This window comes from Microbacterium imperiale, assembly GCF_017876655.1.
GTDB lineage: Bacteria > Actinomycetota > Actinomycetes > Actinomycetales > Microbacteriaceae > Microbacterium > Microbacterium imperiale.
Genome location: NZ_JAGIOK010000001.1, coordinates 2,665,535 through 2,677,416, shown reverse-complemented (window position 1 = coordinate 2,677,416; position 11,882 = coordinate 2,665,535). Strand labels below are relative to the sequence as shown.

Annotated in this window: 11 protein-coding genes and 1 tRNA gene; 5 read left to right on the top strand and 7 right to left on the bottom strand. The window is 70.5% G+C overall.

Features of this window, described 5'->3' with window-relative positions:
• Nucleotides 1-96 precede the first annotated feature (96 nt).
• Entirely contained in the window at nucleotides 97-894 is a 798-nt protein-coding gene (locus JOF37_RS12945) for an inositol monophosphatase family protein (RefSeq protein WP_210007194.1), read from the bottom strand.
• 44 nt (nucleotides 895-938) lie between these two features.
• Nucleotides 939-1,784 carry a hypothetical protein gene (locus JOF37_RS12940; RefSeq protein ID WP_210007193.1) on the bottom strand — a complete coding sequence of 282 codons (846 nt, stop codon included), beginning with the start codon at nucleotides 1,782-1,784 and terminating at the stop codon, nucleotides 939-941.
• A 115-nt stretch (nucleotides 1,785-1,899) separates the two neighbouring features.
• On the opposite strand from JOF37_RS12940, the gene JOF37_RS12935 reads away from it, so the two are divergent.
• The 3 genes from JOF37_RS12935 (at nucleotide 1,900) to lanKC (ending at nucleotide 6,660) form a co-directional block, all read left to right on the top strand.
• The gene (locus JOF37_RS12935; RefSeq protein WP_210007192.1) at nucleotides 1,900-3,174 is read left to right on the top strand and encodes a sensor histidine kinase; all 1,275 of its coding nucleotides are present in this window, start codon (nucleotides 1,900-1,902) and stop codon (nucleotides 3,172-3,174) included.
• 13 nt (nucleotides 3,175-3,187) lie between these two features.
• Nucleotides 3,188-3,856: a response regulator transcription factor gene (locus JOF37_RS12930; protein ID WP_210007191.1), complete on the top strand. Its 669-nt coding sequence runs from the start codon at nucleotides 3,188-3,190 to the stop codon at nucleotides 3,854-3,856.
• 191 nt (nucleotides 3,857-4,047) lie between these two features.
• Complete coding sequence (gene lanKC / locus JOF37_RS12925; protein WP_210007190.1) at nucleotides 4,048-6,660, top strand: class III lanthionine synthetase LanKC; 2,613 nt, start codon at nucleotides 4,048-4,050, stop codon at nucleotides 6,658-6,660.
• Between the two features lie 185 nt (nucleotides 6,661-6,845).
• On the opposite strand, the gene JOF37_RS12920 is transcribed toward lanKC, so the two are convergent.
• Nucleotides 6,846-6,927, bottom strand: a tRNA-Tyr gene (locus JOF37_RS12920).
• A 111-nt stretch (nucleotides 6,928-7,038) separates the two neighbouring features.
• The gene (locus JOF37_RS12915; protein WP_210007189.1) at nucleotides 7,039-7,530 is read right to left on the bottom strand and encodes an FBP domain-containing protein; all 492 of its coding nucleotides are present in this window, start codon (nucleotides 7,528-7,530) and stop codon (nucleotides 7,039-7,041) included.
• Nucleotides 7,531-7,614: 84 nt separating this feature from the next.
• Between JOF37_RS12915 and JOF37_RS12910 the strand changes: the two genes are divergently transcribed.
• Together JOF37_RS12910 and JOF37_RS12905 are read left to right on the top strand one after the other, a co-directional pair.
• Complete coding sequence (locus JOF37_RS12910; protein WP_071918434.1) at nucleotides 7,615-8,103, top strand: YajQ family cyclic di-GMP-binding protein; 489 nt, start codon at nucleotides 7,615-7,617, stop codon at nucleotides 8,101-8,103.
• A gap of 59 nt (nucleotides 8,104-8,162) precedes the next feature.
• Complete coding sequence (locus JOF37_RS12905) at nucleotides 8,163-8,669, top strand: hypothetical protein (protein ID WP_210007188.1); 507 nt, start codon at nucleotides 8,163-8,165, stop codon at nucleotides 8,667-8,669.
• Nucleotides 8,670-8,702: 33 nt separating this feature from the next.
• On the opposite strand, the gene JOF37_RS12900 is transcribed toward JOF37_RS12905, so the two are convergent.
• The 3 genes from JOF37_RS12900 to JOF37_RS12890 are packed head-to-tail and all read right to left on the bottom strand — an operon-like array spanning nucleotide 8,703 to nucleotide 11,882.
• Nucleotides 8,703-9,683 (bottom strand): alpha/beta hydrolase, encoded by a 981-nt coding sequence (locus tag JOF37_RS12900; protein ID WP_210007187.1) that lies wholly within the window; start codon nucleotides 9,681-9,683, stop codon nucleotides 8,703-8,705.
• Nucleotides 9,684-9,715: 32 nt separating this feature from the next.
• On the bottom strand, nucleotides 9,716-10,996 hold the full coding sequence (locus JOF37_RS12895; RefSeq protein ID WP_210007186.1) for an ABC transporter ATP-binding protein: 1,281 nt from the start codon (nucleotides 10,994-10,996) through the stop codon (nucleotides 9,716-9,718).
• Between the two features lie 46 nt (nucleotides 10,997-11,042).
• Complete coding sequence (locus JOF37_RS12890) at nucleotides 11,043-11,882, bottom strand: carbohydrate ABC transporter permease (protein WP_372445487.1); 840 nt, start codon at nucleotides 11,880-11,882, stop codon at nucleotides 11,043-11,045.

The window sequence follows — 11,882 nt, the reverse complement described above, 5'->3', positions numbered from 1 at the left end:
TACAAACCGGGTGTCGTTCGTGCCCCTTCGCTCGGGTAACGAAGATAACGAACAGGTAAACACTAACGAGTTGCGGCTGAGAATGCGATCCACGCGTCAGGATTCGTGGAAAACCCGCTCGGCCAACCGGCTGTGCAGGGCCGGCGACGCGGCGATGGTCATCGTGCGCCCGGGACGCTCGCCCGGCATGCCCGTCACTTCACCACCGGCTTCGCGCACGAGCAGCGCACCCGCGGCGTGGTCCCAGGGCTGCAGTCCGCGCTCGACGTACCCGTCGAGTCGTCCGGCGGCGACATAGGCCAGATCGAGCGATGCCGCTCCGGCACGACGGATGTCGCGGGCGACCGGCATGATCCGCCCGAGGCGGGCCAGGTCGCCGGCGTGCGTGGCGGGGTCGTACCCGAAGCCGGTCGCCAGCAGCGCACCGGCATCCGTCGGCTCCAACACCTGCAAGCGATGCGCGGCGAGCCACGCCCCCTCGCCCGCGCGAGCCTGGAACAGCTCATCGACAGCGGGTGAGTAGACGACGCCGACGAGGGCGTCCCAGGCCTGCGGGTCGGGCTCGCCCTCGACGACGGCGATGCTCACGGCGTAATGCGGGATGCCGTAGGCGTAGTTCACGGTGCCGTCGATCGGGTCGACGACCCACGTCAATCCGCTCGCACCGCGCTCGGCGCCGGACTCCTCGCCGAGGAAGCCGTCATCGGGCCGCGCGGTGGCGATGCGGTCGCGGATCAGCAGCTCGACCTCGCGGTCGGCCTCGGTGACGATGTCGGCCAGCGCCGACTTGGTGGCCGCGATCGCGACGCCCTCGCCGCGTCGACGTCGCGCGAGCTCACCGGCCTCGCGCGCGATGTCGATGGCCAGGTCAGCGAGCTCTCGAGTGTCCACCATGCCTCCACGCTACGGGGTCGGGCGCCCGCACGGCGCCCCGCGGGTCAGCGCGGTGCCGGGGGCTGGTTCGGAAGCGGCGGGGGCGGCGGGTACCCCTGGTACCCCTGCGCCGCGGGCTGCTGCGGGCTCTGGATCCGGGGAGGCGCGTACCCCTGCGGGTAGGTCGGGCGACCCGTGTAGTACGCCTGCCAGTCCGGCGACCCGTCGGGGAGAGCGGGGAGCGGCGTGCGGCCGTCCGCGTAGGTGGGCCACGCCGGGGCGGCGGGCTTGCGCGGGCGTGGCATCAGCAGCGCGTTGACGAGCGGCACGAGCGCCGTGCCCACGGCCGCGAGGATCGTCAGCGCCACGACGACCCGCCAGTAGATCGGCAGGAAGGTGAAGTGGTCCTCGACGATCAGGGGGACGATCAGCATGACGGCGACGATCGCCACGAAGGCGATCGTGACGTACGTGACGATCGACAGGAACGTCGTCGGGTTGCGCGCGTACGCCTTGGTGAACAGTCGCAGATGCAGCAACGCGAGCTGCAGGATGAGCACGATGAGCAAGAAGCGCAGGAAGCGTTCGTAGCCCCATCCGAAGTCCTCGACCGGGCGCGGCAGCCAGATCATGACGGCACCGACGAGCAGCGCGACCACCCAGACGACCATGCTCGTCAGCGAGAACCAGGCGGGGCGCCGTGAGGCGAGGTGGGACTCGAGGATCGCGATGCCGGCGAACCCGGCGAGCAGCAGCACCGTGAGGAAGGCACGCGCGACGATGCCGGTGCCCGAACCGACGAGCACCCAGACGACGCAGACGAGGGCCGCGGCGATCAGCGCTCCGATGGCCACCCAGATCGCGGCGCGCAGCAGCTTGTTCGATTCCGGAGACGTGATGGGCTGGGTCATCGACGGTGATCCTTCCGCGTGGATGCTCTCATCCTGGCACGCGCTCGTTGTCCGCGCGGGGTCGTTCCCGACCCCGCCGTCGGGCGAGGGCCGCGGCTGCTGAGAGGATGCTGAGGTGAAACCACCCCGAGAACCCGGCGTCGGATTCGACGCGTCCGCCACGCGGACCTTCTTCCGCACCCGTCGCGCGGCGGCCATCTTCGTCGTGATCGTCTCGGTGATGACGACGCTGCAGGTGCTGGCGACTCCGATCACGGCCCTGATCGACGGTTTCGAGGACTGGCCCTGGGAGATTCCGCTGCCGCTGCTGTTCGCCACCCTCACGGCCGGATGCGTCGTGCAGGCCGCGGCGCTGCTGCTGAGCGACCGGTGGCCGCGGACGGCCGTCGCCGCGACCGTCGCGGTGTACCTCGCGCTGCTCATCGCATTCGCCATCCCGAACTGGCTCGTGGGCATGTATCTCGTGGTGGCGCTCGCACAGTTCCTGCTGGCGAGCCGCGTCTCCCCGACCTGGGCGATCGTGTGCGGCGTTCTCGTCGTCGTGGTCGCCATGGGCACCCTCGTGGTCTGGGCCGCGTTCTACGTCGGCGATCTCGGCGAGTCGGTGAGCTACACGGCGAATCAGTTCTTCAACTTCACAGCTCCCGTGCTCGGCGCCACGGCTCTCGGTATCTGGTGGGGAGCGCAGGTGCGACGGGTCACGCTCGCCCGCGAGCAGGCGGAGCTCGCCCGCCAGGAGCACGACGCGCGCGTGACCGACGCACGCGAACGCGAGCGTGCGCGCATCGCGCAGGAACTGCACGATGTCGCCGGCCAGCACCTCGCCGGCCTGGTGACGCTCGCCGACGCGGCGATCTCGCTCGCCCCCGCTCGGCCCGAAGAGGCGATTCGGCTGGTGGGAGAGGTGCGCAACGAGGGCAGGTTCGCCGCCGCGAGCCTCTCGGGTGCCCTGAGCGACCTGCATGCGGACGCGACCGCCCCCACCGAGACCACGCGCGACCTGCGCCGCGCGGCGGAGCTCGTGGAGTTCTGGTCGCAGCGCGGGATGCCGGTGTCGTTCACCGCGTCCGGTCCCGTGACCGACCTGCCCGCCGTCGTCTCGACCACCGCGTACCGTGCGCTGCAGGAAGCGCTCACCAACGCAGCCAAGCACGCGCCGGGAGCTCCCGTGACCGTCACGGTGTCGGCCGGTCCGGACGATCTCGTGGTGCGGATCGGCAACGAGGCGCCCGGGCGCGATTCGACCCCCGTTCCCGGCCTCGACCTCGGCTGGGGACTGCGCGGCATGCGCGAACGCATCGAGCTGCTGCGAGGCACACTGTTCGCAGGGCCGACGCCGACAGGCGGATGGGACGTGCGGATCGCGATCCCGATCGACCCGGTCGCCTGACAAGGAGAACGGCATGAATCGTCCGAGCGAGCGCATCCGCGTCCTCATCGCCGACGACAATCGTGCCGTCCGCCGTGGCCTGCGCCTGCAGCTCGAAGGAGCCCCCGGCATCCTCGTGGCCGGGGAGGTGTCCAACGGCGTCGACGCCGTTCACGTCGCCCGGGCCGAACGGGCCGACGTCGTGCTGATGGACATCCAGATGCCGCAGATGTCGGGCTTGGCCGCCACCCGCGTGCTCGCCCGGCCCGACGACGGGCATCCTCCGATCGCCGTCATCGTGATGACCAGCTACGCCGTCGACGGCTACGTCAGCGAAGCGCTCGACTCCGGCGCCGTCGGGTACCTGCTCAAAAGCCACGACTCCGATCAGCTCGTCGGCGCCATCTACGCGGCCGCGCGCGGTGAAGCACTCGTGTCGTCGCGGGTGACCGCTCCGCTCCTGCGCGAGTTCGTCCGCCGGGGCGGCGTCCCCGCCGACCCCGAAGGCAGCGCCCTGCTGACATCCGCCGAGCGCCGCGTGATCTCCGTGCTCGCCGGGGGCGTCACGAGCAACGAGGGCATCGCCGAAACGCTCCAGGTCTCGGTGCACACGGTCCGCTCCCAACTGCACTCCGCGCTCAAGAAGCTCGACCTCGCCGACCGCACCCAACTCGCGCTCTGGGGAGCACGCAACCGGATCTGACCCGCCCGCTTCATCCATTCGGATGAAACATCGGCGCGGATTCTGAGCCCGTCCCGCAGCTCGACCTCGCCTCCCGCCGCGGCTCTCGTTCTCGTCCGCGGCCTCTTCGTGCCGGCATTGGCGAACACGATCGGGCGCGACGCGCCCGAGGATGAGCCTGCGCCGACCGTTCGAGGCGCAGGGGGAAGCAGATGGATCCGATTCACGCACGGTTCGCGGCGCGGGATCCGCTGTTCTACGACTCCCCCGCCGCGGATGCCGCCGACACCGGCGACGCGCAGCGGCGGTACGCGCCGTCTGCCTCGGTCTCGTGGGGCGCATGGCGCCGCAGGCGGCGGCATCCATGGTTCGTGTGGATCCCCGACGGGCACCGCCTCGGCGAGCAGGGCTGGAAGGTGCACGTCAGCGCGCTGCCCGGCCGTGCCCGACGCGTGCTCGCGATCGTCTCGGAGCACTGCCACCGGGCAGGCATGCCGTTCAAGCACCTGAGCGACGAGCGCGCGCTCGACGCCGTGCTCGCCAAGGACGCCGATCGTTCGAGCGCCGGCAAGTTCATCACGCTGTACCCGGATTCGCTCGACGCCCTCGAGCACTGCCTCGTGACGCTCGATGCGGTGCTCGGGGGCGAGCCCGGGCCCTACATCCTGTCGGACCTGCGGTGGAACCGTGGCCCGCTGTACGTCCGATACGGTGCCTTCACCGCGCGGGAGGCGATCGTCGACGGACGACCGGTGCCCGCGGTGCGCGACCCTCGAACGGGTAGCTGGGTCGCAGACCGCCGCGAGGCGGGGTTCCACGTACCGCCGTGGGTGGTGCTGCCGCCCTTCCTGCAGCGACAGCTGGATGCGCTCGGCACGGACCCTCCGGCGGCCTTCCCCGAGATCACCGGGGCGCTCCACTACTCGAACGCCGGCGGCGTCTACACGGGCGTGCTCGACGGCACGCCGGTCATCGTCAAAGAGGCGCGACCGTTCGCGGGCTGGACCGCCGATGGCCGGGATGCCGTCGCCCGACTGCGTGACGAGGAGGGCGCGCTGCGCGCCGTGTCGCACCGCGTGCGCGTGCCCGCCGTCCACGCGACGTTCGAAGCGCACGGCCACCGCTTCCTCGCGCTCGAGAAGCTGCCCGGCTCCGCGCTCGACCGGCTCGTCGCGTCGCCGAGCCCGCTGCTGGCGGCGGTCTCGTCGCGCGCGGCTCGCGACGCCTACCGCGATCGGATGCTGCGGGTGCTCGGCTCTTTGCGGGCCGAAGTGGCGAATCTGCACGGGACGGGACGCACCCACGGCGACCTGCACCCCGCCAACGTGATCGTCGGCGAGGACGGGTCTGTGGGACTTGTCGACCTCGAGATGTCGCTGCCGACGAACGCGAGCGAGAAAGCCGTGCTCGGGGCGGTGGGATTCGCCGCGGCGGGCGAAACGGATCCGGTGAAGCGTGACCTGTACGCGTGCGCAGCCATCGAGCTGTACGTCTTCGTTCCGCTGACGCCGTTGCTCGGCGTGGCCCCGACGAAAGCGAAGGAGCTCGTCGCTGAGGCGGCGGCGGTGTTCGACCTGCCCGACTCTTGGGCAGCGCGGGTCACCGGCGAGCTGCGGCGTGGATCGGCGGCTCCGCGCCGCATGCTCGCCCGCAGCGGCGTGGAGCCCGACCCGGCCGCATCCGCCCAGCGCATCGCCGCGCAGCTGATCGCCGATGCGACGCCCGCACGCCCCGACCGTCTGTGGCCCGGCGATCCGCGGCAGTTCTCCCAGCCGGCGTTCGCACTCGCCCACGGGGCCCTGGGCGTCGCCGTCGCGCTCGACGCGGCGGGGGTCGCGCTCCCGCCGGCGTTCGAGGAGTGGATGCGACGAGCGCTCGCGGCGACCGACGATCACCCCGCACGCCTGGGCCTGATGGACGGCGCCGCCGGCGCGCTGTGGGCATGTCGACGCCTGGGCCTGCTCGACGAAGCGGTGAGGCTCCGCGAGCGCCTGCGTGGCGCCGACCTGTCCGGCTCGGGGCCGGACCTGTTCTCGGGACTGCCCGGGATCGCCCTCGCTCTTCTCGACGGCGCCGGAGATCACGGCGTCGGCGACGACGACGCCGTCGAACGCGCCGTGACGATCGTCGAGCAGCTCGCCGATCACTGGCGGAAGGTCGACCCGCCCACGACGGTGGCGCGGGGCCGCGGCGGGCTCATGGGCGCGGCGACGGGAACCGCCCTCCTCGCTCTGCGTGTGTACGAGCGCACCGGTGACAGGCGCTTCCTCGACACGGTGCGCCGGGCACTGGAGGTCGATCTGCGTTCCCTGAGGCGAGACGACAGCGGCGCCCTGCAGGTCGACGAGGGATGGCGGATGATGCCCTACCTCGCGCATGGGTCGGCAGGCATCGGCCTCGTCCTCGCGCAGTACCTCGTGCACGAGCCCGGCGACGACGCGCTTCGCCGGATCCTCGGCGGCATCGCGGCCGCGGCATCCGCCCCCTTCGTCGTGCAGTCGGGACTGTTCCAGGGTCGCGCGGGGCTCGTGCTCTTCCTGCGGGCGCTCGAGAGCACCGGTCACGCCACCGCCGACACCGATCGCGCGCTCGAACATCACCTGTCACGGATGCCGCTGCATGCGCTTCCCGGCCCGGCCGGCCCTCGATTCGCGGGCGACGGCCTCGTGCGTGCGTCGTGCGACCTCGCGACGGGCTCGGCAGGCGTGCTCGCCGCCCTCGTCGCGGCATCCGGCTTCGGCGATGACCGCTCTGTCATGCCGTTCCTGCTCCCCCCGGTGCTCGAGCCCGCCGGTCGATCCGGCGCGATGAAACCGAGGGGGTGAGGAATGGGCTTCATTCTGGCTCTGCAGACGCTCGAGAACAGCGACGACGAGCATCGAACGATCCTGGTCAGTGCGGCGAGCTCCGGCATCTGCCGGAGCACGGTGTCGACGCTCTGCTGACGCCGATCGCCGCGCGTCAGCGAAACGAGAAGGGCCCCCGCTGAACGGGGGCCCTTCTTCGAAAGTGGCGAGTGAGGGATTCGAACCCCCGAATGCAATGCAGTCTGATTTACAGTCAGATCCCTTTGGCCGCTTGGGTAACTCGCCAGTGCGCACCTGCCCGGCTTATCCAGTCGAGCAGAGGCGCGAGAACCCATATTACCCCCGGTGAAGCAGTGCTCCGAACCACCGTCCGGGGCGGACCGGGATGCCGCCGCGTCAGGCCTCGTCGCTCACGATCCGCTCGACGAACGCCTCGGCACGATGCCGCGTGCCGTCGATCCGCCGGTCGACGCTCGCGCGGATCTCGCTCGGCGCGAGCGGCGCGGCGATGCGCACGTTCTCGTGGCAGCCGAGGTCGGCGCACAGATACGTGCCGACCGCATCGCCGCGCTCGCCGGCATCCCCCGCCTTGCGTGCGGTGAACAAGGCCACCTGATCGCCGGGCTGCATCGTGTGGCAGATGTTGCACATCGCCGCGCGAGCCGCGCTGCGTCCGTCGGCGCGGCGCAGCACGACACCCGTCGGGGCACCGTCGAGCTCGGCCACGACGTAGGCGCGTCCGCGCGTGCGCGGATCGGGCCAGGCGAGGAAGTCGAGATGGTCCCACTCGACGATCGGGAAATCATGCGGGAGAGCGAGCTGCCGCACCTCGTCGGGAACGGCGTTGACGAACGTGGAGCGGACCTGGTCCTCAGTCAGTGCCTGCATGAATCCAAGTCTACGAAGCACTCCGACACCGGGCTCCGCTGTCCCGGACCCGGTCGATCGGGCCCGCGCCGCTAGACTCTCGGCATGGCAGATTCCTCGTTCGACATCGTCAGCAAGATCGATCGCCAAGAGGCAGACAACGCGCTCAATCAGGCCCGCAAGGAGGTCGAGCAGCGGTACGACTTCAAGGGCACCGATGCGTCGATCGAGTGGTCGGGCGAGTCGATCCTCATCAAGGCGAACTCCGAGGAGCGCGCGAAGGCCGTGCTCGACGTCTTCCAGACCAAGCTCATCAAGCGCGGCATCTCCCTCAAGAGCCTCGACTCGGGTGAGCCGACCGCGTCGGGCCGCGAGTACCGGATCGTCTCGACGCTGAAGGAAGGCATCTCGTCGGAGGACGCCAAGAAGATCAGCAAGATGATCCGCGACGAGGGCCCCAAGTCGGTCAAATCGCAGATCCAGGGCGACGAGCTGCGCGTGCAGTCGAAGTCGCGCGACGACCTGCAGGAAGTGCAGCGGATGCTGAAGGCCGCCGACCTCGACGTCGACCTCCAGTTCGTCAACTACCGCTGACGCGGGCGGGCTACGCGCCGCGTCTCGGCGGCAGTCTGCGGAGCGATAATGTGTGGTCCATGCGCAGATGGACCCTCCTCGCCGCCGCGGTGACGTGCGTGCTGGCTGTGACCGGTTGCTCGGCCGGAGGAGAGTCGGTCGTCGCGACTCCGGTCAGCTCGGATACCCCCACCGCGACTCCGACGCAGACGGCGCCCACACCGAAGAGCACTCCGACGCTCGGTGCCTCGCTCCCATCGCCCGGCTCCGGGCCCGGTGTGGAAGTCGATACGCGAACTCTCGCTGAGGCCTGCGTCGCCGCATCCGGGCAGATCTACCAGGACTTCGAGAGCGTCCTGGCGCGGGTGACGATCCATTGGGACGACGCCCGGTCGGCTCTGCGTCCGGACGACGCCTGGTATGTCGTCGTTCCGTTGTCCGACCCGCAGGGGACCACTCCGACGGAGTTCCAATGCGAGCTCACGAAGGACCTCTCGGGAGCCCTCAGCTCCGGGATCCGCGCCGTGCCCGATCCCGATGATTTCGAGCTGTGGGCGACGGGACGCGAGCATCGGGACGGCCTGTAGGCGCTCCTCGCTCTGCCGCCAGCCCCGCCGCCCTCAGCGCGCGAGCCCGGTTAGGAACGACACGAGAGCGGCGCCCGCCTCCGCGCGTGCCGGCTCGGCCGAGAGAAACACGTCGTGGATCGCGCCGTCGATCCGCGCGATGGTGACGGTCGCGGCGATCCGGGTCGCGGCGCGGGCGATGTCGTCGACGACGAGCACCGAGTCGGTCGAGGTCATCGCGTCGTTCCAGCGCAGGGGCGAGGTCGACCGCGCCGAGAGCAGCACGAGGGTCGGGCATCCCACGTCGACGCCCGCGGCGATGCGGGCATGGCCCGCGATGATCGCGGCGAGCCAGGCCGGATGGGTCGGGAACCCCCGCGCGGGGCGCCAACCGTCCGGAGCCGGCGGCAGGGTGCCGAGCCTCCGCTGGGCGGCGGTGTAGAAGCCGAAGTCGACGGCCGGATGCGCACCGCGCGGGTCGAACCGCGCCCGCACCTCGACGAGCGGCGCGACGGCTTGGCGCCCCAGCGGTCCGAGCTGGAACTCGAGCCAGGGACTGTTCAGGATGACGGCGGCCGCGCGTCCCGGGTGGCGGGCGGCCCACAGCGTCAGGGTCAGGCCTCCCGTGCTGTGCCCGAGCAGCACGAGGCGTCTCCCCTGGCGCTCGGTGTCCATCGCGGCCAGAGCGGCCGCGATGTCCTCGTCGTACACGTCGAGGGACGTGACGTATCCGCGCGCCTGCCCGGGCCGGATGCTGCGCCCGTACTTACGCAGGTCGAGGGCGTAGAAGCGGGCGCCGCGATCGGTGAAGATCCGCGCGAGGTCTGTCTGGAAGAAGTAGTCCGACCAGCCGTGGACGTACAGCACGTCGACGTCGCGCCACGGCCCGAACAGCCGCAGGCCCGGATGCGGCATCGCCCGCACAACCGTCGCGACGACATCCCCCTCGTCGTCGGCGCCGAGCGGCAGAGTCGCCTGCTCGAACCCGGGGCCCAGCAGGTCGGGCTCCCAGGTCACCTCGTCGCGCCGCTCCATGCCGTCAGTCTCGCAGCCCGAGCGGCGTCGCGTCAGGCCGCTGAGCTGGCGTCGGAGGCGTCCGAGCGTCGCGCCTCGCGGTCCTTGGCCCGCTGCAGGGCGCGCTGTCGCTGCTCGCGCGCGTCGTCCTCGAGGGCCTGGGCTCGCTGCTCGTCGCGCGTGAGGTTAACGCCGGTCTCGGGGTCGAACACGTGCAACGAGTCGGGCGAGAACCACAGGGTGGCCGGGTCTCCGGCGCGGATGCGGCTGAGCGAGTCGAGGGCCACGACCAGCTCGGTGCGCAGCCCCTCGCCGTCGAGGTCGCGGTCGAGCTCGGTGAGCTTCTCGTGCACCGACCGCTCCACCTCGAACGGCACGTAGGCGTAGAGCACCTCGCCGAGCCACTCGGTCATCTCGATGTCGACCTCGGCGCGCACCCCGCCATCGAGCGGACGGTCGGACGAGTCGGCATCCTCGAATGCATCCGGGCGGACGCCGACGATGACGAGCTCGCGGTCGCCGATCGCGCGGCGCAGCCGGTCGTCGAGCGGGACGTCGAACATCGGCAGCTTGAGGGTGTCGCCCTCGACCGTGCCGTGCAGGAAGTTCATCGGCGGCGAGCCGATGAACCCGGCGACGAAAAGGTTCACCGGCTGCTCGTACAGGCCGCGCGGGCTCGCCACCTGCTGCAGCTCGCCCCGGCGCAGCACTGCCACGCGGTCGCCGAGGGTCATCGCCTCGGTCTGATCGTGCGTGACGTAGACCGTCGTCGTGGCGAGCGAGCGCTGCAGGCGGGCGATCTCGGTGCGCATCTGCCCACGCAGCTTGGCGTCGAGGTTCGACAGCGGCTCGTCGAAGAGGAACGCCTGCGCGTTGCGGACGATCGCCCGCCCCATCGCGACGCGCTGGCGCTGCCCGCCCGACAGGTTGGCGGGCTTGCGGTCGAGGTGCTCGTCGAGCTCGAGCAGACGCGAGGCGCGACGCACGCGCTCGTCGATCTCGTTCTCGGGCACGTCGCTCGACTTCAGCCGCATGGGGAAGGCGATGTTCTCGTAGACGGTGAGATGCGGGTACAGCGCGTAGTTCTGGAAGACCATCGCGAGGTCGCGGTCCTTCGGCGCCTTGTCGTTGACGAGGTCGCCGTCGATCAGCATCTCACCGCTCGTGATGTCCTCGAGTCCCACGATCATCCGCAGCAGCGTCGACTTGCCGCAGCCGGACGGGCCGACGAGGATGACGAACTCGCCGTCGGCGATGTCGAGGTCGACGCCCTTCACGGCGGTGAAGCCGTCGTCGTAGGTCTTCACGATGTTCTTCAGCGTGATGGATGCCATGACGTTCCCTTCGGGATGAGACGGTCGGTGACCGGGATGCGGCAGGTCATCCCTTCACCGCGCCCTGCGTGAGGCCGGAGACGATCCGGCGCTGGAAGATGACGACGACCACGACGATCGGGATCGTCACGATGATGGCGGCCGCTGAGATGGCGCCCGTGGGCTGCTCGAACTGCGACGCGCCGGTGAAGAACGACAGCGCCGCCGGCACCGGTCGGGCGGCGCTCGTCGAGGTGAGCGAGATGCCGTAGACGAAATCGTTCCAGGCGATGAAGAAGGCGATGATCGCCGTCGTGAACACCCCGGGCGCCGCGAGGGGCACGACGGTCTTGCGGAAGGCCTCGAACGGCGTCGCGCCGTCGACCTGGGCGGCCTGCTCGAGCTCCCAGGGGATCTGCCGGAAGAACGCCGCGAGCGTCCAGATCGCGATGGGCAGCGTCAGCGACAGGTACGGGATGATGAGCCCGAGCCAGGTGTCGTAGAGCCCGATGACGCGCCACAGGTTGAACAGCGGCGTCACGATCGACACGATCGGGAAGACCGACACGGCGAGCGCCGTCACCAGGATGATCCGCTTGCCGCGGAAGTCCAGCCGCGCGATCGCGTAGGCGCACAGCGTGGCCAGGACGACCGCGATGAAGGTCGCGATGAGCGAGATGCCGACCGAGTTGCGCAGCGCCGGCAGGAAGAGGTCTTGCGCTCCCCCGCCCGGGGCCAGGATCTCGGCGTAGTTGTCGAGCGTCCACTCCTGCGGCAGCAGCGTTCCCGAGAACAGCCCCGACGGCGTCTTGAACGACGTCATGAGGATCGAGAAAACGGGGAAGAGCGACCAGACGAGCACCGCGACGATGATCGCCGCCCACCCGATCCGCTGAGGCCAGGTCAT